This is a genomic window from Biomaibacter sp. TOL, from assembly GCF_059717795.1.
The window spans coordinates 2417669-2439404 of record NZ_AP046092.1; the positions used below are offsets into that span (position 1 = coordinate 2417669).

General features: G+C 40.9%; 10 protein-coding genes and 2 CRISPR repeat arrays (1 of these 12 only partly in view). Of the genes, 3 read left to right on the top strand and 7 right to left on the bottom strand.

From position 1 onward, the window contains the following. The first annotated feature begins 296 nt into the window (after nucleotides 1-296). Both AC6I1H_RS12040 and AC6I1H_RS12045 read left to right on the top strand, forming a co-directional pair. Nucleotides 297-1679: a tryptophanase gene (locus AC6I1H_RS12040; protein ID WP_497737811.1), complete on the top strand. Its 1383-nt coding sequence runs from the start codon at nucleotides 297-299 to the stop codon at nucleotides 1677-1679. Between the two features lie 145 nt (nucleotides 1680-1824). Then, nucleotides 1825-3180: a sodium-dependent transporter gene (locus AC6I1H_RS12045; RefSeq protein WP_497737812.1), complete on the top strand. Its 1356-nt coding sequence runs from the start codon at nucleotides 1825-1827 to the stop codon at nucleotides 3178-3180. 155 nt (nucleotides 3181-3335) lie between these two features. Here the strand turns inward: AC6I1H_RS12045 and AC6I1H_RS12050 are convergent, their stop codons facing one another. The 5 genes from AC6I1H_RS12050 to AC6I1H_RS12070 all read right to left on the bottom strand — a co-directional run bounded on the left by AC6I1H_RS12050 (nucleotide 3336) and on the right by AC6I1H_RS12070 (nucleotide 6944). Continuing rightward, a complete protein-coding gene (locus tag AC6I1H_RS12050) occupies nucleotides 3336-3857 on the bottom strand; it encodes a hypothetical protein (protein WP_497737813.1) in 522 nt (173 codons plus the stop codon). Nucleotides 3858-4089: 232 nt separating this feature from the next. Beyond that, nucleotides 4090-4695: a GyrI-like domain-containing protein gene (locus AC6I1H_RS12055; protein WP_497737814.1), complete on the bottom strand. Its 606-nt coding sequence runs from the start codon at nucleotides 4693-4695 to the stop codon at nucleotides 4090-4092. Nucleotides 4696-4714: 19 nt separating this feature from the next. Further along, nucleotides 4715-5461: an IS21-like element helper ATPase IstB gene (gene istB / locus AC6I1H_RS12060; RefSeq protein ID WP_497737815.1), complete on the bottom strand. Its 747-nt coding sequence runs from the start codon at nucleotides 5459-5461 to the stop codon at nucleotides 4715-4717. Between the two features lie 3 nt (nucleotides 5462-5464). After that, nucleotides 5465-6805 (bottom strand): IS21 family transposase, encoded by a 1341-nt coding sequence (gene istA, locus AC6I1H_RS12065; protein WP_497740778.1) that lies wholly within the window; start codon nucleotides 6803-6805, stop codon nucleotides 5465-5467. Then, nucleotides 6801-6944 (bottom strand): terminase gpP N-terminus-related DNA-binding protein, encoded by a 144-nt coding sequence (locus AC6I1H_RS12070; RefSeq protein WP_497737816.1) that lies wholly within the window; start codon nucleotides 6942-6944, stop codon nucleotides 6801-6803. The genes istA and AC6I1H_RS12070 overlap by 5 nt, the downstream gene beginning before the upstream one ends. 372 nt (nucleotides 6945-7316) lie before the next feature. On the opposite strand from AC6I1H_RS12070, the gene AC6I1H_RS12075 reads away from it, so the two are divergent. Continuing rightward, on the top strand, nucleotides 7317-8279 hold the full coding sequence (locus tag AC6I1H_RS12075) for an IS110 family RNA-guided transposase (RefSeq protein ID WP_497737817.1): 963 nt from the start codon (nucleotides 7317-7319) through the stop codon (nucleotides 8277-8279). Nucleotides 8280-8676: 397 nt separating this feature from the next. Here the strand turns inward: AC6I1H_RS12075 and AC6I1H_RS12080 are convergent, their stop codons facing one another. Both AC6I1H_RS12080 and AC6I1H_RS12085 read right to left on the bottom strand, forming a co-directional pair. Further along, nucleotides 8677-8973: a MerR family transcriptional regulator gene (locus AC6I1H_RS12080; RefSeq protein ID WP_497737818.1), complete on the bottom strand. Its 297-nt coding sequence runs from the start codon at nucleotides 8971-8973 to the stop codon at nucleotides 8677-8679. Between the two features lie 39 nt (nucleotides 8974-9012). Next, nucleotides 9013-15635: direct repeats of the CRISPR family, unit length 30 nt; unit sequence GTTTCAATCCCTTATAGGGAGGCTAAAAAC. Between the two features lie 361 nt (nucleotides 15636-15996). Continuing rightward, nucleotides 15997-17134 (bottom strand): IS3 family transposase gene (locus tag AC6I1H_RS12085; protein WP_497740779.1). Its coding sequence is split into 2 segments (ribosomal slippage): nucleotides 15997-16860 and nucleotides 16862-17134, totalling 1137 coding nucleotides; the frame shifts between segments, so codons are not numbered across the junction. Between the two features lie 121 nt (nucleotides 17135-17255). Next, nucleotides 17256-21736: a CRISPR direct-repeat array (repeat unit 30 nt; unit sequence GTTTCAATCCCTTATAGGGAGGCTAAAAAC); it runs 4603 nt beyond the window's last position.

The window sequence follows — 21736 nt, forward strand, 5'->3', positions numbered from 1 at the left end:
ATGATACGACAGCTTTTAATATAACCATATTTAAAGCGAGAATATAACGTGAATATACAAAATATTAAACAAACGAAACTCATATGTATCATAATGAGACATAACAATTAAATGGTTGTATAAATTTAATACGATATTTAATTAAGCACAGGTGTAATATCATTTCTTTTGTTAAGCTGGAAACAGTGAAATTACTTAAGTTTGTCTACACCTGGGTTTATTTGATAATGCTCAATGGTATTGGCATACAGATTGCATTAATTTTTACTCAAAGACATCACCAGGGAGGAATTCAGATGTATAAAAGAATCGCAGAACCGTTCAGAATCAAGATGGTGGAACCATTAAAAATGATTTCCCGCGAACAAAGGCAAAAAGCCTTGGAAGAGGCGGGGTACAATCCCTTTGCGCTGAAAGCTGAGGATGTATACATCGATCTGCTGACAGACAGCGGGACAGGAGCCATGAGCGATTATCAATGGGCTGGCATGATGATGGGGGATGAATCGTATGCCGGCAGCAAAAATTACTATCATCTAGCGGATACCGTAAAAGAGATATTCGGATATCCGTATTGCGTTCCCACTCATCAGGGCAGAGGCGCGGAAAAGGTGCTGTTCCCGTGCCTTATAAAGAAGAAGGGCCAGTATGTTCTGGGCAATATGCACTTCGACACCACTATGGCGCACATTCAATTAAACGGAGGCAAGCCCCTCAACTTCGTTACAGAGAAGGCTTTTGATACTGCAGCCCCGTATGATTGGAAGGGGAATTTTGATTTAGAGAAGCTGGAAGCATTTATCGAGGAACATGATGCAGATGATATCGCCTTTATACTGATTACGGTAACATGCAACAGTGCCGGCGGACAGCCGGTTTCCATGGAGAACATCAAAGCTGTAAGCGAAATAGGCAAAAAATATGGCATAAGGGTTTTTATCGATGCAGCTCGCTTTGCAGAAAATGCCTATTTTATCAAGCAGCGGGAAAAGGGCTATGAGAATAAGGAAATCATTGATATAGTGCGCGAGATGTTCTCATATGCCGAAGGCTTTACTATGAGCGCCAAAAAGGATGCAATAGTAAACATAGGCGGTCTTATAGGTATAAAAGAGGACGAAGAGCTCTTCACACAAGTAAAGACAATGCTTATTCCATATGAGGGGTTTGTTTCCTACGGCGGGCTTGCAGGAAGAGATATGGAAGCTCTGGCGAGGGGCCTGAAAGAGGGAATAAATGAAGATTACCTTCGCTACAGGATTTCACAGGTGGCATACCTCGGTCAAAGGCTTTTAGATGGTGGAGTTCCTATTCAGTATCCCACCGGAGGCCATGCGGTTTTTGTGGATGCAAAGAAAATGCTGCCGCACATCCCCTTTTACCAGTTCCCCGCTCAGGCCCTTGCAAATGCCCTTTACCTGGAATCCGGGGTGCGTGCCGTTGAAGTCGGCTCGTTCCTCCTGGGAAGGGACCCTGAAACGGGCGAGCAGATGGAGTCGCCGCTGGAACTTTTAAGGCTCACCATTCCGCGGAGGGTTTATACAAATGACCACATGGACATTGTTGCTGACTCTCTTATTGCCATAAAGGAAAAAGCACATACGCTAAAGGGCTTGGAGTTTACTTATGAGCCCAAAGTATTAAGGCACTTCACAGCCCGGTTAAAACCGGTTTCCTAGAGTTTTGAAAATAAATCGGAGGTTGGAAGCAAGGCTTATGCTTCCAACTTCTAAAATTTTTGCTTAACTTGCGATTCAGCAAATTGTATAATCATATCGGAAAACGGCGAAATTTTTCCATATAAAAACAGATGGGAGGATAAATATGAGTCAAAATCAATCTGGTTCCAGAGGTCAGTGGGCTTCGGCCATTGGGTTCGTGATGGCTGCAGCAGGCGCAGCCATTGGGCTTGGCAATGTATGGAAATTTCCGTATCTTGCGGCCAAATTTGGCGGGGGAACGTTTTTATTCGCTTATATTTTGATTCTCATACTTCTCGGCATACCTGTATTGATAACGGAAATAGTCATTGGCCGCAGGGGAAGGCTGAACCCCATCGGGACATACAGCAAACTTTCAGGCAACAACGGTTTCTGGAGATTTGTCGGATTTGTGGCGGTATTTGTAAACTTCATCGTGCTTTCATATTATAGTGTTGTGGGCGGATGGATTACAAGGTACATGTTTCAGTACCTGGTAGGCGGAATAAAGGTAGATATCGAAGGATTTTTCGGTGGATTTATAACCAATCCGGTGTCGCCGTTGTTTTGGCATCTTCTTTTTATGGGCTTTACCGTCTTTATCGTAGCAAGGGGTGTTTCAGGCGGAATAGAACGCGCGAGTAAAATCATGATGCCCACACTCTTTGTGCTTTTCCTGGTTCTGGTTATAAGAGCTGTTACATTGCCGGGAGCTGTGGAAGGAATCAAATACTATCTTGTTCCTGATTTTTCAAAATTGACCGGCATCACGTTTCTGATGGCTATGGGACAGGTCTTCTTCAGCCTGAATATCGGTGCGGGTTGCACCATGACTTATGCGAGCTATCTTTCGGAAGATGAAAACATCCTCAAGATGAGCCAGATGATTCCCGCTATGGACTTTTTAGCTGCGTTTCTTGCAGGCATGATTATTATCCCTTCAATTTTTGCTTTTGGTTTGGACCCGTCTGCCGGGCCTCCGATTCTATTTTTGACAATGCCGCACGTGTTTACCAAAATGCCCTTGGGCGGACTGTTTGGTTTTCTGTTTTTTGTGCTGATGCTGTTTGCAGCCATAACTTCATCCATATCCATGCTAGAGGTCAATGTATCATTTTTAGTTGATAATTTCAAGAAGGATCGGTTAAAGGCCACATTGGGGGCAGGATTGCTCATATTTCTGGTAGGGATTCCCTCATCCCTGGCTCAAGGCATTTTTTCATGGTTCAAAATCGGCGGGCTTGATTTCTTAAGCGCGGCGGATTTCCTGGCTTCATACATCCTTATGCCATTTGGAGCGCTTATGATGTGCATATTTATCGTCAAGGTGCTAGGCTTGCCTGAAGCTGTAAAAGAGGCCACCAACAATGGCAAGATCAAATTTGGTTTCCAAAGTGCGTATATGTTTTTGATAAAATACATTGATCCTATAATCATCATCCTGGTATTTCTGGCTTCGACGGGCATACTGAAGGTCTAGCAAACAGATTAAGAGATTTGGCATTTTATAACTTTAAAAATCTAAAGGAATGAAAGCAAATTAAGTGTCTGGATATGTTTGCATTAAAATCACCCGGAACGTCGGTTCCGGGTTTTTGACTTGAGCGAGATTCAGCCATAAAGTATTGAAAGAGGCTATATGCAGCAGTCATCCACATAAAGGTTCATGGGATAGGCAAGATATTTTGCCGGCGGCATTTTTTCAGTCGTAAAAAAGCCGCTGGGTGCCATAATAAGTTGCGGGATTCGGTTGACTATAGTTGCGCAGGTGAGCTCCACAGTAGCAGGCTGTTCAATCCTGAGTGTGGTATTGGGTTCTCCGTGAATCGTCCATAGATTGGTGTCTACCTCACCTTCGGGATACACCTTGCCGATGCACTGGGTTTCAATTATGGGGCCTTGATTAGTGATGGTGGTAACTATCGCAGACATTCCTAGAGCTTCGCCGGCTTTAATGGTTCTTCCGAGGGTTTGTGAATAAATGTCTTTATCATGGAATATAGGAACAAGCTTTTGTTCCATAGATTTTATACTCCAGCCAAGCTGTGAACACAGCCACTGATTGGTATTCCACATATAAGATGGCAAAGAGTCATTTTTTGCGATTTTTTCCTCGAATTCTTCGGGGCTGAGTCCGACACCGTGCACTTCGGCCATACTGGATAACCCTTACCTTTTCCAGCATCTGATCAATCCCCTTTCAATATATTATTCTTATTTCAACTATAATCCTTATACCAGGTATAAAGTCAAGGGGATTATTGAAATCCTATAAAAAATTTTTACTTTTAAAAACGTCATTAAAAAACAAGTTGATACAGCTTATTCATAGCTAATGCATAAACTTGGTTTTTATTTATACAATTTTATGGCTATTCAGCTGTGCAATTCAACGAAAATTTATAGGGATTTGCAGCTTTATAAACATATTTCTTTGATTTTGAGGGAAAACAGGCAACTCAGCTACTACTTCACATATATAATCGCCAGCGATACGGTAGTTGTTCTGCTTTATGTATTCAAAAAGCATGTTAGCATATTTCTTTTCCTTGTAAAAACTGAAACCATCAAAATAAATACATGCGAAAATTCCAGAAGGAATTACTTCTATACCACTATTAGTTTTAAAATCATCATCTACAAATAGGAAAATCTCATTGGACATAAACTTTCTTTCCTCAAACATCTTTTTACGAATTATTGACCCCACATTGCAAAAGTAGACCATGGGCAGATCATGCAACAGTATGTGGGTTTTGAGTTCTCGCAATATATATTCATATGTATCAAGTTCACTTTCATAAATATTTATTCCACATGTATAACAGTATATTTTTCTTTGTGGAAGCTGTTCGATGACTACTAAATCTTCCCTTGGAGAAGTCGCATAACGATTATAATTCTCGATGGACCTGATGATTGCCTTTTGTTTTTGATTTAATTCTTCGATGTTATTGTCAATGAAAAACCCGCAAAAAAGGGAAAGAAAATCCATCACCCTAAGGGCAATAAATTTATTGTTTGTTTAGCTGTTCCTTCTGCTCCTTCATTCTATAACTTTCTCCCTTGATCAAAACCAGGTGACAATGATGAACGATTCTATCAAGTATAGCAGATGCAAGTATAGAATCCCAAAATATATTACCCCATTCGTCAAAAGTCTTATTTGAAGTGATTATCAAAGATCCTTTTTCATATCTTTGAGAGATGATCTCATAAAACTGGTCTACAATATGCTCATTTAGTTTTCTAAATCCCAGTTCATCAAGGATTAAAAGGTCAGGAGATAAATAATATTTAAGCTTCTGGCTATAAGAATTATCCGCTTTTGAAGCAAATAGGGTGGCCATCATATCCGAAACAGTTGTAAATATTACTTTATACCCTTGATGCAGGGCCTTTATCCCAAGACTTATGCTAAGATGAGTTTTGCCGGTCCCGGGTGGGCCGATAAACACTATATTTTCCTTCTTGCATATATATTCGCATGTGGCCAAGTTATATATTTCCTGCCGGTTTAATGTGGGCTGAAAGTTGAATTCATATTCCTCAAGGGTTTTGGTAAATGGAAAATGAGCTTTTTGAAATCTTTTTTTGTAACCGTTGTCTTTTCGATTAGCAAGTTCATCGTCAATCAGGAGCTCAAGAAATTCCATATAAGATAATTTTTCTTTTATCGCCTGTTCATTTCTGACTTCAATACTCTTTGCAGCACCGGATAATTTTAAATCTCTAAGGTTTTTTATCAATGTACTGTTCATGTTCTATTTCACCTCCTTCAGATACAGTAATTGCTGATACTCTGAAAGAGGCCGAGCACATTCATTTAAAGAATTGGTGGTGATTAAGCTTTCTGTATTTTCCAGGGGTATATTAAAGAGCCCTTTTTCGCATATGTTCTTTACTGTCTGGTATTTTACAGAATTGAAGGCAATAGCCCTCATACAAGCTTTTTCGATCTTTTCATTGCCGTATTTTTCTTTTAGCTTAAGTATGCCATATATAGGTTTTCCCCAATAATTTTCCTGCTCAGCTATGATTCTGTCAAAGAACTCAAGTGCATTAGGACCAATACTTGCCATTTTATTTCTGTAGGTGTATTGAAGTTCGGTTTTTGTTATCACCTTATACCCCGGGTAATGGGAGGGGTTGGTAGAAAATTCGCCCCTGCCCTTTAGCTTTAAGTGTGTTGCTATTAATTCATTGTTGCCGTATATCCTTATCACTTTTTCAGATACCTGAACCGTTACTTCTTTATTGATAAATTGATACGGTACTGAATAAAAGTTGCAGTCGTAATTTATATGGCAGTTGCTGTTGACTTTTCTTGTGACCCACATGGAAAAATCATATTCCTTAAACGGGAGGATACCAAGAACATTTCTTTCTTCTTTTTCAAATACTTCTTTAGGGATCTTTTTTGTTGTTCCGTGGACTCTGATGTTGCAAATATCCTTAAGCCATGTATTTAAGGCATCCTGGCATTCTTCAAAGGTGTTAAAATTTCTGCCTTTGAAAAAGTTGTTTTTTACGTATTTTACTCCGGATTCTATCTTGGCTTTATCGGTAGGGGTCTTTACCCTGCATGGTATTGATGAAAAATTGTAGTATTTGCTAAACTCCTGATATTGTTTCTGGTATACTGGCTCATAAAAGTTTGCTTCAAGTATGGCTGCTTTTAGGTTATCTATCTTTACTGTTTTTGGTACGCCGCCGAAATATTTAAAAGCATGCTCATGGCATTTGATGAAGGTTTTTACTTCCTGATCAAAAACTATTTCACAATACATGAACCTTGAATAGCAAAGGATCATGCAAAATACCCATGCTTTCTTAAGTTTTTCTGTAAGATCAGGTATTTTGCCAACGTATCCAAAATCCACCTGGGCTTCCTCTGCTGGAAGGGTATTGTTGACCATATACACTTTAACGTTAGATTGCTTGAATTCTCTTACGTATTTTTTGATAGTATCGTAGGAGCCTGTATAACCATATTCACTGCAAAGATCCTGATATATCCGCTGGGCAGAAAGTTCTTGATTTACCTTTGTATCAATTATTTCTTTAAATGGGTCTATGATAGTGGGAACTTTCTTCTTTTTAATTTTCTTCTTCGTTTTCTATTCTTTTTAAGATTTCTCTAACGGTTCCTCTATCTATTTCCAGCATTCTTGCTATTTGTGATTTATTGTAGCCTTTGTCAAAAAGTGTCTTTATTGTAGTATACATATTTTCCCTCAGCACCTTTCTAACCTCCTTTGGTAAAAATATCCTTATCAATATTCTTACCAAAGGGGCAATATTTAACGTTTTTACTGAGGGATTTTCCTTCCCATTTTTGATGGATTTATTTTACCATTAACCTCCACGCCGGGCAAGCCCGGCACAAAAAAGGATGAAACATAGCTTTAAATCCTGTAAAATATATAAAGACACAAGGGATAGACCACGGTTTTAGTACCGGTGCCAATCCATTTTCCTGGATTAGCCCGAGCATTAACATGTTTGCAGCAGCCTTTAAGCACAAAAAAGTATTGCTTCGAGCATGCATATTAATCTTTGCTTTTTTCGGGCTGCCATACCAAGTGTCGAGTATACTATACAGGGGGTATATAATTGCCAAAAATACTCAATGTCCTAAACAAATCCTGCTGTGGGATTGATGTCCACAAAAGGAATGTAGTAGCCTGCGTTTTAAAAGCAGACGAATTCGGTGAATATACCGATAGCATCAAAACTTTCTCAACGATGACTTCGGACCTTGAAAAATTAAAAAACTGGTTAAAGGAACAAAACTGCGAAAAAGTAGCTATGGAAAGCACTGGAGTATATTGGATACCCGTTTTCAATGTACTGGAAGGAGAATTCGATATCGTTCTTTCAAATGCCAGGCAAATCAAGAACGTGCCCGGAAGAAAAACAGATCCCAGTGACTCAAGATGGATTGCCAAACTCCTAGCTTTAGGCCTTGTTAATGGCAGCTTCATTCCGCCGAAAGATATCCGGGAACTCAGAGAAATGACCAGATACAGGGCAAAACTGGTATCCATGCGCACTTCGGAAAAGGACAGGGCTCATAATATACTTGAAACCTGTAACATTAAGCTTTCCTGCGTTGCAACAGATATCTTCGGTGCATCTGGAACAGCCATTATGAAAGCTCTTATCGAAAACCCCGAAGAAGCAGATCCTGAAGAACTGGCTCAACTTGCTAAAGGAAAACTTCGCAGAAAGATTCCGGAGCTTATGGAAGCTTTGAATGGAAAAATGGACAAACACCATGCAATGATGCTGCAAATGGTTCTGGAACATCTTGCGTTCATTAGCGAACAAATCGAGGAACTGGATAAACTGCTTGAAGAAAAATGCAAGCCTTATCAGCAAGAAATACAACTTCTCACCACCATTCCAGGTGTGGATAAAACTTCCGCACAGGCGACAGTCGCAGAAGTGGGCACAGACATGTCAGTCTTTGAAACTCCGGAACGTCTTACATCATGGTCAGGCTTAAGCCCGGGGAACAATGTCAGTGCTGGTAAAAAAAAAGTACAAGAACAAGACCAGGCAACCAATACATAAAGACCATAACATGTCAATGTGCCCATGCAGCATCTCGCACAAAGGATACTTACCTTTCCTCAAAGTTCCATAGCATTAAAGCCCGACGAGGGCCACAGAAAGCAGCCATAGCTACTGCAAGACATATCATGATTGCCGTATTTCACATAATCAAATACAAAGAACCTTATGAGGAACTAGGCGGAGATTATCTCTTGAAATTAAGGCTTCATAATGTAGCCAAAAGCATGATAATGCGCCTTAAATCCTTAGGTTACGAAGTCATCGATAAAAAGTCTGTTTAATTTTAAAGGTGCATATTTTTCTTCGGAAACCTCTAAAAAGTTCGTATTTAGAGGCTTATTAAGGTGTTGCTTTTTTGCGCTTTTTTGGGGTTCGGCTTGCTCGTTACTATGTTTCATATTAACACTTCGATTTTTTTGTCTATTAATTGCTTTTGACGTTTAAGAACATCCTGTATTACGTTGATATCTTGGCGATCAAGGTGTTCCTTTATTTGCTTGAGACTCATTCCAAGTTCCTTCATATATTGAATCATATCAAGCCTTGCGCATTGATTTATATTGTAGTACCTGTAGCCCGTTTGCCCATCAACATATTCGGGTTTGAGAAGACCGATCCGATCATACAGGCGCAGGGCCTGCTCGGAAACGTTGTTTAGCTTTGCCATCCTGCCTATTGTCAGCATAATCATAAAACGTCGTGCAGACGCTCCGCTTCCACCTCACTTTCTGTTTCAATCCCTTATAGGGAGGCTAAAAACAATCAAATATCTTTTGTATGCTTTCTTTGCTAATATTAGTTTCAATCCCTTATAGGGAGGCTAAAAACCTGTCTTTTGCGCCGAATCCAAACAGATTCTTCTTAGTTTCAATCCCTTATAGGGAGGCTAAAAACTCCTTAAAGCAAACGACCTGAGTCAATGTCGAAAGAGTTTCAATCCCTTATAGGGAGGCTAAAAACGACTTCGGGTTCCTCAAAAGAGAGACCCGAATCAATGTTTCAATCCCTTATAGGGAGGCTAAAAACTCTCAAGTGTCGATGCTGCAAGTAAACATGACAGATATGTTTCAATCCCTTATAGGGAGGCTAAAAACACTAAAGAATATGATGAGTGGTTTGAAAAGGAGGTGTGTTTCAATCCCTTATAGGGAGGCTAAAAACGTATTGCGCTACCGCCGTACAGAAATGCCTGACGGGTTTCAATCCCTTATAGGGAGGCTAAAAAACTGTAAATAAGCTGAGCCAGTTTCTGCCCTGAATCACCAGTTTCAATCCCTTATAGGGAGGCTAAAAACGTCTACCCAGACCCGGGCAATAATCCCGTATTGCGCCGTTTCAATCCCTTATAGGGAGGCTAAAAACTTACACCTTGGGCGAGAGATGAATATTTGCAAAGCTAGTTTCAATCCCTTATAGGGAGGCTAAAAACCCAGCCCTGCCGTTTGCAGCTGGGCAACAAAGACCTGTTTCAATCCCTTATAGGGAGGCTAAAAACTTCATCCGGTTGATCAGGCCGGACTAGCCTGCATAATGTTTCAATCCCTTATAGGGAGGCTAAAAACTTTAATAGGGTGAGTGAAAGTGAAATATTTAGTAAGTTTCAATCCCTTATAGGGAGGCTAAAAACCCTGACGACCAGGTAACAGCGGTATATCTAAGTTTGTTTCAATCCCTTATAGGGAGGCTAAAAACTTTATGTTCTAAAATTGCATATACTTCATGCTCGGTGTTTCAATCCCTTATAGGGAGGCTAAAAACCGGCAGCCCTGGAGGACGGAGGCCACGCAAGAGCAGGTTTCAATCCCTTATAGGGAGGCTAAAAACGCTGTGGCTGGCTGTGGCTGATGTGGCTGTGGCATAGTTTCAATCCCTTATAGGGAGGCTAAAAACCCCGAAAGGGCGAGCGGGCCATACGGCACTGAGTTGCGTTTCAATCCCTTATAGGGAGGCTAAAAACCATGATTATATATCAACGTATTTCCATCAACAAGACCAGCGTTTCAATCCCTTATAGGGAGGCTAAAAACAGTCAACACCATTTTATAGAGCAACTGTTGAAAAATAGTTTCAATCCCTTATAGGGAGGCTAAAAACTCCACTGTGCAAGTCTCCATTTAGCCCCTGGATACTTGTTTCAATCCCTTATAGGGAGGCTAAAAACTCTTGATCAAAACCTTGTTCGCCTAAATCTATTATAGTTTCAATCCCTTATAGGGAGGCTAAAAACCGGCAGCCCTGGAGGACGGAGGCCACGCAAGAGCAGGTTTCAATCCCTTATAGGGAGGCTAAAAACGCTGTGGCTGGCTGTGGCTGATGTGGCTGTGGCATAGTTTCAATCCCTTATAGGGAGGCTAAAAACCCCGACTTTTATCCATTGCGCTGCAATTTTATCGTGTTTCAATCCCTTATAGGGAGGCTAAAAACTTAACATCGAGAAGTGGGAACAAAACAAAAAGGCTGTTTCAATCCCTTATAGGGAGGCTAAAAACGATTTTCTCAATCCCGTTTCCTCAAAAATTTTTATAAGTTTCAATCCCTTATAGGGAGGCTAAAAACCCCAGACTGTACGCCCATGTCGGTCGCAACGAGGTGTTTCAATCCCTTATAGGGAGGCTAAAAACATCCTGGCCGGTGATGCGGGCGAGTTCCAGGGTTTGGTTTCAATCCCTTATAGGGAGGCTAAAAACCCTGCCGTCTGGAGCTGTGCCACGAATACGTTTATACTGTTTCAATCCCTTATAGGGAGGCTAAAAACGCCTATGGCTGTTGCTGAATCGAAAGAGGCATCTTGTTTCAATCCCTTATAGGGAGGCTAAAAACTGAGCCAAAATGTATATATCAAGATTGCCTAAAATCGTTTCAATCCCTTATAGGGAGGCTAAAAACCCAGAGCTGTCAACAGTCTTGTAACTACTACAGCAGAGTTTCAATCCCTTATAGGGAGGCTAAAAACTCACCGTTTTTCTTCGCTTCCCAGTTTGCAAGGGAGTTTCAATCCCTTATAGGGAGGCTAAAAACTCAAGTTATGTAGGGGGAAAAAATTATTTATTTTCTTGTTTCAATCCCTTATAGGGAGGCTAAAAACGCAAGGATTTCGACAGCCTTTATTATGTCTTCCTCCGGTTTCAATCCCTTATAGGGAGGCTAAAAACCTGCCGTCGGGTCTTCTGCGGAAGACCTGCAAGCGCGTGTTTCAATCCCTTATAGGGAGGCTAAAAACGCTGGGCTCATCCCTGACATCTCCAGGGTAACACCTCGTTTCAATCCCTTATAGGGAGGCTAAAAACCCCAGACTGTACGCCCATGTCGGTCGCAACGAGGTGTTTCAATCCCTTATAGGGAGGCTAAAAACATCCTGGCCGGTGATGCGGGCGAGTTCCAGGGTTTGGTTTCAATCCCTTATAGGGAGGCTAAAAACCCTGCCGTCTGGAGCTGTGCCACGAATACGTTTATACTGTTTCAATCCCTTATAGGGAGGCTAAAAACGAATAACAAGCCGAATCAATATGCACACCTCTTTCTTGTTTCAATCCCTTATAGGGAGGCTAAAAACCTGCCAATTCATTAACATATCCTCGACAAGTTCTTGGTTTCAATCCCTTATAGGGAGGCTAAAAACCGCCATGGACGCAATGAGGTATGCGTTAGAATCATTGAGTTTCAATCCCTTATAGGGAGGCTAAAAACTAGTTGTAGCAAATGCCGTTGCCATCACAGATACTGCGTTTCAATCCCTTATAGGGAGGCTAAAAACCAATGTTTATAAACTTATTTTTATCAAACCATCCGAGTTTCAATCCCTTATAGGGAGGCTAAAAACATATTAAGTAAGAAAGGATTAAGAGAATTTAATAGGAGTTTCAATCCCTTATAGGGAGGCTAAAAACCGTATTCGGGGTCTATGAATTTGTTGTCCTTGTAGGTGTTTCAATCCCTTATAGGGAGGCTAAAAACAATGGAGTTAGATACATGTGCCCAGAGAAAGAGCGAAGTTTCAATCCCTTATAGGGAGGCTAAAAACAAATGGCTAGACTAGCAAGTTTCTCAAGGGAGGAAGGTTTCAATCCCTTATAGGGAGGCTAAAAACTTTCCACCAGGGCCGCCGGCATCTGAGTATACTTTAGTTTCAATCCCTTATAGGGAGGCTAAAAACTTACTAGAACTACAATAAACAATATAGAAAAAAGAAAGTTTCAATCCCTTATAGGGAGGCTAAAAACGCTCATCAAACTTCAGGCATTCCAAAAATTTGACCTGTTTCAATCCCTTATAGGGAGGCTAAAAACTTATGATGACCGGCAGGCATTTTTCATATCTTGTGTGTTTCAATCCCTTATAGGGAGGCTAAAAACTTTTATTATACCTCCATTTTTTTTATTTTGCCTGGATGTTTCAATCCCTTATAGGGAGGCTAAAAACTTTAAGCCTCGGTCTTGGTGCCGGATTCGTGGCTTAGTTTCAATCCCTTATAGGGAGGCTAAAAACGGTTTTAAGAGAATTAACTTACGAATCGATTTGGTGGTTTCAATCCCTTATAGGGAGGCTAAAAACGTTATCAATGAATAAAATGCCTTTTACTGCTATATGCGTTTCAATCCCTTATAGGGAGGCTAAAAACTGCTTCCAAAATCCGACATAGCGACAAAACAGCGTATGTTTCAATCCCTTATAGGGAGGCTAAAAACATCGGGAAATAAAAAACCACTCTCATCTCATTAAGAGGTTTCAATCCCTTATAGGGAGGCTAAAAACGCCTGATGTATTTGTTCAAATTCTGCTTCAGTAGGTAGTTTCAATCCCTTATAGGGAGGCTAAAAACTTATTTCATATAAAAATTTCGCAAAAGCAACTTATGTTTCAATCCCTTATAGGGAGGCTAAAAACTATTGGCTTCCCGACGGAGCCGACCAAGGAAGACATGTTTCAATCCCTTATAGGGAGGCTAAAAACCCGTGGGGCCTAAATATGGGATGTCGGCCGTCTCTAGTTTCAATCCCTTATAGGGAGGCTAAAAACAATAGTAAAAGTTTCATTTCGTGGAGTTTTTATAATGTTTCAATCCCTTATAGGGAGGCTAAAAACTCGGGAGCTTGAGCATAGGAATTCGCCTCCTTTCTAGTTTCAATCCCTTATAGGGAGGCTAAAAACATCGATATATTAAAGTTTGGTCTTTCAGCTGTTCCATGTTTCAATCCCTTATAGGGAGGCTAAAAACTCTATTTCCTCCAGCTCAAGGTTGCTCGTAACCACTATGTTTCAATCCCTTATAAGGAGGCTAAAAACAAAAAAAATCGAAAGGAATGTCTATACTCACAATCGAAGTTTCAATCCCTTATAGGGAGGCTAAAAACTTGGAACCGTCAATATAAATGCTGCCGGTAACGATTTGAGTTTCAATCCCTTATAGGGAGGCTAAAAACTATCGACTATAGAAGTCGGTTATTATCCGTCGTTTCGTTTCAATCCCTTATAGGGAGGCTAAAAACATTATTGTAAAGGGACAAAGTGATTATGTTAATATTGGTTTCAATCCCTTATAGGGAGGCTAAAAACTATCGAATTCGGATTTGGTATGATGCGGCACATCAGGTTTCAATCCCTTATAGGGAGGCTAAAAACATTCTCGCTATCATGGCTTCCTTGCAACTCTAAAAGTTTCAATCCCTTATAGGGAGGCTAAAAACGATGCCGCTCAATATTCTGCTCGTTCCCGAGATAACAGTTTCAATCCCTTATAGGGAGGCTAAAAACGTGAAGATTTAATTAAATCAATTCAAATTCCTCAAAGTTTCAATCCCTTATAGGGAGGCTAAAAACATTATTCAATTTAAGAAAGTTAACTTGCTGTTATCTGTTTCAATCCCTTATAGGGAGGCTAAAAACAAGCTTTGAAGACATTGCTACCGCCATAGCGGATTATGTTTCAATCCCTTATAGGGAGGCTAAAAACGGAGCTACCACCGACCTGACAGCGGCCTGCGTCTTAGGTTTCAATCCCTTATAGGGAGGCTAAAAACAAAAGCGCTGAAGAGATACAGAAGATCGAACAGGAAATGTTTCAATCCCTTATAGGGAGGCTAAAAACTTTTGTATCTGTCTGTGGCACCTTCCCAGACCGGGAGTTTCAATCCCTTATAGGGAGGCTAAAAACATGAAAGGCGATTATATTGGGCCGGGATGTTTGGCCGGTTTCAATCCCTTATAGGGAGGCTAAAAACTATCAAATGGGTAGTTACGTCTGATGCTCATTATATGTTTCAATCCCTTATAGGGAGGCTAAAAACACAGATAAGGAATTTATTTGAGTATGAAAAAAAGCAGTTTCAATCCCTTATAGGGAGGCTAAAAACCGTTTCCGATTTTCCATGCCTTGGTGGCATCTCCACAATGTTTCAATCCCTTATAGGGAGGCTAAAAACCTTATTTCGGTTGTTTTCTATCAGCGCTTTGCCAAGTTTCAATCCCTTATAGGGAGGCTAAAAACCCGTAGACATAGCTAGGGCGAAAGCCCAGGAGTAAAGAGTTTCAATCCCTTATAGGGAGGCTAAAAACAAATGTCGTCTTCTGTATAATTATCTGGTAAATCAAGTTTCAATCCCTTATAGGGAGGCTAAAAACGGGAATTAAAGTGTTAAAAAGAATTAAAAATTTAGTGTTTCAATCCCTTATAGGGAGGCTAAAAACGCATCACAAGGTCCATCTTACGCCGGGCAATATCAAGTTTCAATCCCTTATAGGGAGGCTAAAAACATGCTCGCACTATTAGAAGTCCATTTAAATACAACAGTTTCAATCCCTTATAGGGAGGCTAAAAACCATCTATGAACGTGAAGGAATTTCTCATGAATCAGAGTTTCAATCCCTTATAGGGAGGCTAAAAACAATGGCTTAATCCGCTACACATTCCCAGCCAACCCTTGTTTCAATCCCTTATAGGGAGGCTAAAAACTTACAATGCATCTTTTTCTTCCACCAAAGGCTTTAATGTTTCAATCCCTTATAGGGAGGCTAAAAACCATTATATACTTTATTTATTTTCATAATATTTCTCCTTGTTTCAATCCCTTATAGGGAGGCTAAAAACAAAAATTAAGTTCGGGAAATAATTGTGGTACGGCTATATGTTTCAATCCCTTATAGGGAGGCTAAAAACTTTTTTATATATAAAAAAATAATAACAAAAAGAAAAGTTTCAATCCCTTATAGGGAGGCTAAAAACCGTGTGATAGAATAAAAACAAAAAAGTATAAGGAGTGGTTTCAATCCCTTATAGGGAGGCTAAAAACCCGTGAAAGTCGGCCGAAACGGAAGGAGGTAAGTCAAGTTTCAATCCCTTATAGGGAGGCTAAAAACAAAAATAAAATTTGGGGCAATGCAAGATTCGTCACTGGTTTCAATCCCTTATAGTATGGTGGCTAAAGTTGTCAAGACATTTTTTTGACCTTATATAAGGTGATAAAATTCTCATCCTCCTTTGTTAAAGTTTGGTAATATAATACACAAATGTAATATATTAACTGGAAATTTTCTTTTAAGCTTTTGGCAAAAATTAGTAGTCGGAGCTGTGTGATACTGTGGATAAGTCGAGCATGTCTTTTGCGAGACTTATCCAAGGCACTGTGGAGCTTGTGTGCAAGTCTTGTTTTTCCGACTTGCACACAAATCCATCAGGGCCGGCAGTATCAACAGCTGGTAGTTATTCAGCTGAAGGTATTTATTCAAAATCTTTCAATGTATAGTTCCCGTAGTATACTTCTGCTGGCGTTAAATACTTTAATGATTGATGGGGCCTGTAGTTGTTGTATTTGTCAAAGAACCTTGTGAGGCTTATGCGAGCTTCTCTTGGGCTTGCATAATCGTTTATGTATACTTCCTGGTATTTAACGGTACGCCAGAGCCTCTCTGTGAATATATTGTCCATAGCCCGGCCACGGCCATCCATGCTTATTTTTATATTGTTTTCGAGCAATATATTTGTGTATTTAAGGCTTGTGAACTGGCTTCCCTGATCGCTGTTTGCAATCTCTGGTTTGTTGATTTTTAATGCCTTGTTGAGGGCTTCTAATACGAAGTCTACTTCAAGGGTATAATCCAGTTCCCATGCCACTACGTACCTTGAAAACCAGTCCATGAAGGCTACAAGATACAGCCAGCCATTTTTCATGGGGATATATGTTATATCGGTGCCCCATATGTGGTTTGGGTATTCTGCCGTGATGTCACGGAGCAGGTAAGGGTATATCTTGTGCTCATGGTTGCGGCGGGAAAGGTTCGGCCCGGGTCTGATTGCGGATATCCCCATTTCCCGCATATATTTTTGTACCGTTGGCCTGCTGATTTTAAAGCCATTACGGTTCAGTATGGCTGTAATTGGTCTTGAGCCCATATATGGGTCATCTGTGTATATACGGTCAATTTCGTGCTTTATAGCGATTTCCTCAGGTGAAGGTGGTACAGGCTTGTAGTAAAGGCTTGAACGGTTTAATGAAAGAAGTTCTGCCTGGACCGTAAGTGGCAATTTCCGGTTTTCAAAGTCCACAAGTTCAATTCTTTCAGCTCTAGTCGAGCTTGATGCCAGATTTTTTTTTGAGCCAGTTGAGCTTAGTGGAAAGCTCACCGATTTGTGTGTAAAGTTCTTGAATATGGTTTTTTAATGCCTCTTTTTCTTTATCCCCCTTTCTGCGGCCATCTTCAAGAAGTTGAGGAAGAGCTTCTAATGCCTCCTTTTTCCATTTTATCAGCTGGTTTGGATGAACTTCATACTCGGATGCGATTTGGGAAATGGTTTTTTCTTCCTTAAGAATTTCCAGTACGACTTTGGTTTTGAATTCTCCTGTGTATGTTTTTCTCATATGACTATTATACAATCTATCACCTTAAAGCAATCCGTTTTTTTGTCTGAATTTCTTTATCCATTATATAGGGAGGCTAAAAACTGCGTCGCTGTTTCCCAATACACATATTTTTTGCAGTGTTTCAATCCCTTATAGGGAGGCTAAAAACCAGATCGGGAAAAAGCTGTTCATAAGTGAAGAAACAGGTTTCAATCCCTTATAGGGAGGCTAAAAACGTTTTATATATTTCCGGAGAGTGTCTCGACAAACTGGTTTCAATCCCTTATAGGGAGGCTAAAAACTCATACCAATGTATTGTCAGTTCATGTTTACCTTTGTGTTTCAATCCCTTATAGGGAGGCTAAAAACATACGCTGAAATGCACTTGACGCTTCGCCCAAATATATGTTTCAATCCCTTATAGGGAGGCTAAAAACGTACACTGACCTATATCACTACCGACGGCTGGGAAGGGTTTCAATCCCTTATAGGGAGGCTAAAAACATGTTGTGTTCTACGTCAAGGAACTCATGCAAGCATTGTTTCAATCCCTTATAGGGAGGCTAAAAACCTAGGCAGAGCATATAATTCCGCATCGGGAGCGACCGTTTCAATCCCTTATAGGGAGGCTAAAAACTTCGGGACCGCGAGTGTCCGAAAAAGTCCCGAATACAAGTTTCAATCCCTTATAGGGAGGCTAAAAACTGACCCAGGCACAGAAGGACATCGTAGCACGGGCGATGTTTCAATCCCTTATAGGGAGGCTAAAAACTGTTTTATACAAAAAATGGTTTATCCGTATACGCAAGTTTCAATCCCTTATAGGGAGGCTAAAAACGAGAGCGCCAGGGGTCGGATCTCCCATATAGGGGGGGTTTCAATCCCTTATAGGGAGGCTAAAAACATTACATGATGTTGAGTGCAAAGAAGAAAGATGCGCAGTTTCAATCCCTTATAGGGAGGCTAAAAACGGCGGCTTTGCCGCTACGGCGGGGCTTATGCCCCGGTTTCAATCCCTTATAGGGAGGCTAAAAACCGGAAGTTATGGCCGCTTTAGCAATGAGAGTTCTGTGTTTCAATCCCTTATAGGGAGGCTAAAAACGGAAAGGAGATGATTAAGCCATGAGGGTAAATATGCAGTTTCAATCCCTTATAGGGAGGCTAAAAACAGGCCAGGTTTAATGGGGGATATGCTCCCCTGGGATAGTTTCAATCCCTTATAGGGAGGCTAAAAACCTTTAGTTCCGGCAGGAAAGTTGCTACTCTACAAAAGTTTCAATCCCTTATAGGGAGGCTAAAAACAAAGAAAAGGAGGTCTTAGAATGAAATATATCGAAAGGTTTCAATCCCTTATAGGGAGGCTAAAAACATCGGGGACGCCGGAGCCCACCAGGAAAAACTCTGGGTTTCAATCCCTTATAGGGAGGCTAAAAACTAGAGCAGATGTGCAAAGAGCGGGATTATATGGCAGGTTTCAATCCCTTATAGGGAGGCTAAAAACCGGAGATAAACCCTCCTGCAAGGGCGGTCCTAACGTGTTTCAATCCCTTATAGGGAGGCTAAAAACTGATACAAACAGGGGCCATCAGTTCTTTGGAAAGCGTTTCAATCCCTTATAGGGAGGCTAAAAACCTGTCCACGTTCAGGCCGAGGCCTTCCGACAAAATAAGTTTCAATCCCTTATAGGGAGGCTAAAAACGAAATACACCCCAGACAACCTGAAAGAATAAAGGGTTTCAATCCCTTATAGGGAGGCTAAAAACCTTGACACGTGATGCCATATATAACGGCATTAGATGTTTCAATCCCTTATAGGGAGGCTAAAAACTCGTTCTGCTTCTTTTCAAGTTCTGCAATTACTTCTTGTTTCAATCCCTTATAGGGAGGCTAAAAACGCAATGATTCCGACATAGCTGGTGTGTATTGTCCAGGTTTCAATCCCTTATAGGGAGGCTAAAAACTCTTTAAATTTTCCACTCTTTTTTATTGCATAATCTTGTTTCAATCCCTTATAGGGAGGCTAAAAACATTCCAGTTTGAAAAAGATGGAGCAAAGGAAGTGCGTTTCAATCCCTTATAGGGAGGCTAAAAACTTAAAAATTGAATTGATAATGTGCATGGAATATCCTTGTTTCAATCCCTTATAGGGAGGCTAAAAACCAAGAATAAGTATTTAGGTATGCCTTTTACGGCAGGGGTTTCAATCCCTTATAGGGAGGCTAAAAACTTTTTACCAAATATCCTGTCAAAGGCCTTTCAGAAAGTTTCAATCCCTTATAGGGAGGCTAAAAACTGAAAAGCACTGGGCAAAGGCGGCAATAGAGAAGGGTTTCAATCCCTTATAGGGAGGCTAAAAACGCCATCGAGAAGCTGCTCCAGGAGCTGGGCATCCGATAGTTTCAATCCCTTATAGGGAGGCTAAAAACCCGCCGGGTTTCACGGCTCCCTCCCTTGCCCTACTTGTTTCAATCCCTTATAGGGAGGCTAAAAACAGAGATGCCATATCCACGGCCAGACCCGGAGTTGTTGGTTTCAATCCCTTATAGGGAGGCTAAAAACGATACATCGAGGGAAGTTTTATTGGATTATGAAACGAGTTTCAATCCCTTATAGGGAGGCTAAAAACTATATCTTGCCGGCAAAATCACCGGCCTATCGGAATTGTTTCAATCCCTTATAGGGAGGCTAAAAACGCTTCAAGCTGCGATAGATGCGTATTTCGAGAAGTGGTTTCAATCCCTTATAGGGAGGCTAAAAACAAAAAGCTGTAGGCGAAGGCAATCCTTATAAAAATTTGTTTCAATCCCTTATAGGGAGGCTAAAAACCCGAAGGCAAGCTAAAAGAAATTGTCTTCCTTGAAGTGTTTCAATCCCTTATAGGGAGGCTAAAAACTCTGGAACAAGATTTGAACGCATCATACCCATCAAGTTTCAATCCCTTATAGGGAGGCTAAAAACCTGCTGGGGGCCGAGCCGGGGCGGAAAGACGGCGTTGTGTTTCAATCCCTTATAGGGAGGCTAAAAACTCCTGAGCACTCTACCCAATAGCGAAACCCCCGGAGGTGTTTCAATCCCTTATAGGGAGGCTAAAAACACTGGGAAAACGGGTCAAAGAACTTCACGTATGCTAGTTTCAATCCCTTATAGGGAGGCTAAAAACCGAACTGCTTCTAGCCACTTGAAAAGTTGTGGAGGTTGTTTCAATCCCTTATAGGGAGGCTAAAAACATGGGTAGGGCGGTGTCGCTACTATGTTGGTCTTCCGTTTCAATCCCTTATAGGGAGGCTAAAAACGGATAGTGTCAATTGTCAACCAATGCATGGCAGATAGGTTTCAATCCCTTATAGGGAGGCTAAAAACCTCCCGTGTGCGTCGCCAAAAACAAAAACAATAAATGTTTCAATCCCTTATAGGGAGGCTAAAAACCAAATGCCGGGCAACATAAAAGGAGGTAAACATAAAGTTTCAATCCCTTATAGGGAGGCTAAAAACAAAAAAAATTGTTCGACATAATTCGACCGATAGCCTGTTTCAATCCCTTATAGGGAGGCTAAAAACCTTTACGGGGTTTATCCAGGGCCTTTTAAATTCCGGTTTCAATCCCTTATAGGGAGGCTAAAAACCTTGCAATTGCCCTGGATACGACAAGAGAAGTGCTTTGTTTCAATCCCTTATAGGGAGGCTAAAAACTAAAAATACAATATGGAGGAAGAGGAAAAAAGAGTTGTTTCAATCCCTTATAGGGAGGCTAAAAACATATATAAATGTATTCCTTTTGCAAAAACTCTGCTGGTTTCAATCCCTTATAGGGAGGCTAAAAACATTCCAGACACCTGTTTGAATCGTATACCGAAAATAGTTTCAATCCCTTATAGGGAGGCTAAAAACTGTGTTAAAAACATCAAAAACGTGTTTTGAAGCTTTGTTTCAATCCCTTATAGGGAGGCTAAAAACGATGTTTCAATTAAAGAAGCAAACAAAAGAAAAGTGTTTCAATCCCTTATAGGGAGGCTAAAAACGGAGGCCAGCCCCCATAGGGGGGGTGCCCCAAAAAGTTTCAATCCCTTATAGGGAGGCTAAAAACTGAGGTCCCTGATGTCCTCGGCGGTGTTGCCCTCTCCGGTTTCAATCCCTTATAGGGAGGCTAAAAACCCTGCACCAATCTTCCCGCCCATCTACCTGTCCGGTGTTTCAATCCCTTATAGGGAGGCTAAAAACGAAATGCAGGCCCCAGTCTATCCTCTTGCAACACCGAGTTTCAATCCCTTATAGGGAGGCTAAAAACAGGAATTGGGAAGTGCAGTAGCAACAGGAAAAAGCAAAAGTTTCAATCCCTTATAGGGAGGCTAAAAACCGGTTATTACTCATATTCAACGACATGGAGCGCAAAGTTTCAATCCCTTATAGGGAGGCTAAAAACCGATGCGCCTATCAATCTTGACCGGGACGCCACCGAGGTTTCAATCCCTTATAGGGAGGCTAAAAACTTTGCCGCCGGTTACTCACTGGGTAGGTGCCAAGTAGTTTCAATCCCTTATAGGGAGGCTAAAAACGATAGCGGAGGCGCTGGATATAGATACCACAACATGCGTTTCAATCCCTTATAGGGAGGCTAAAAAC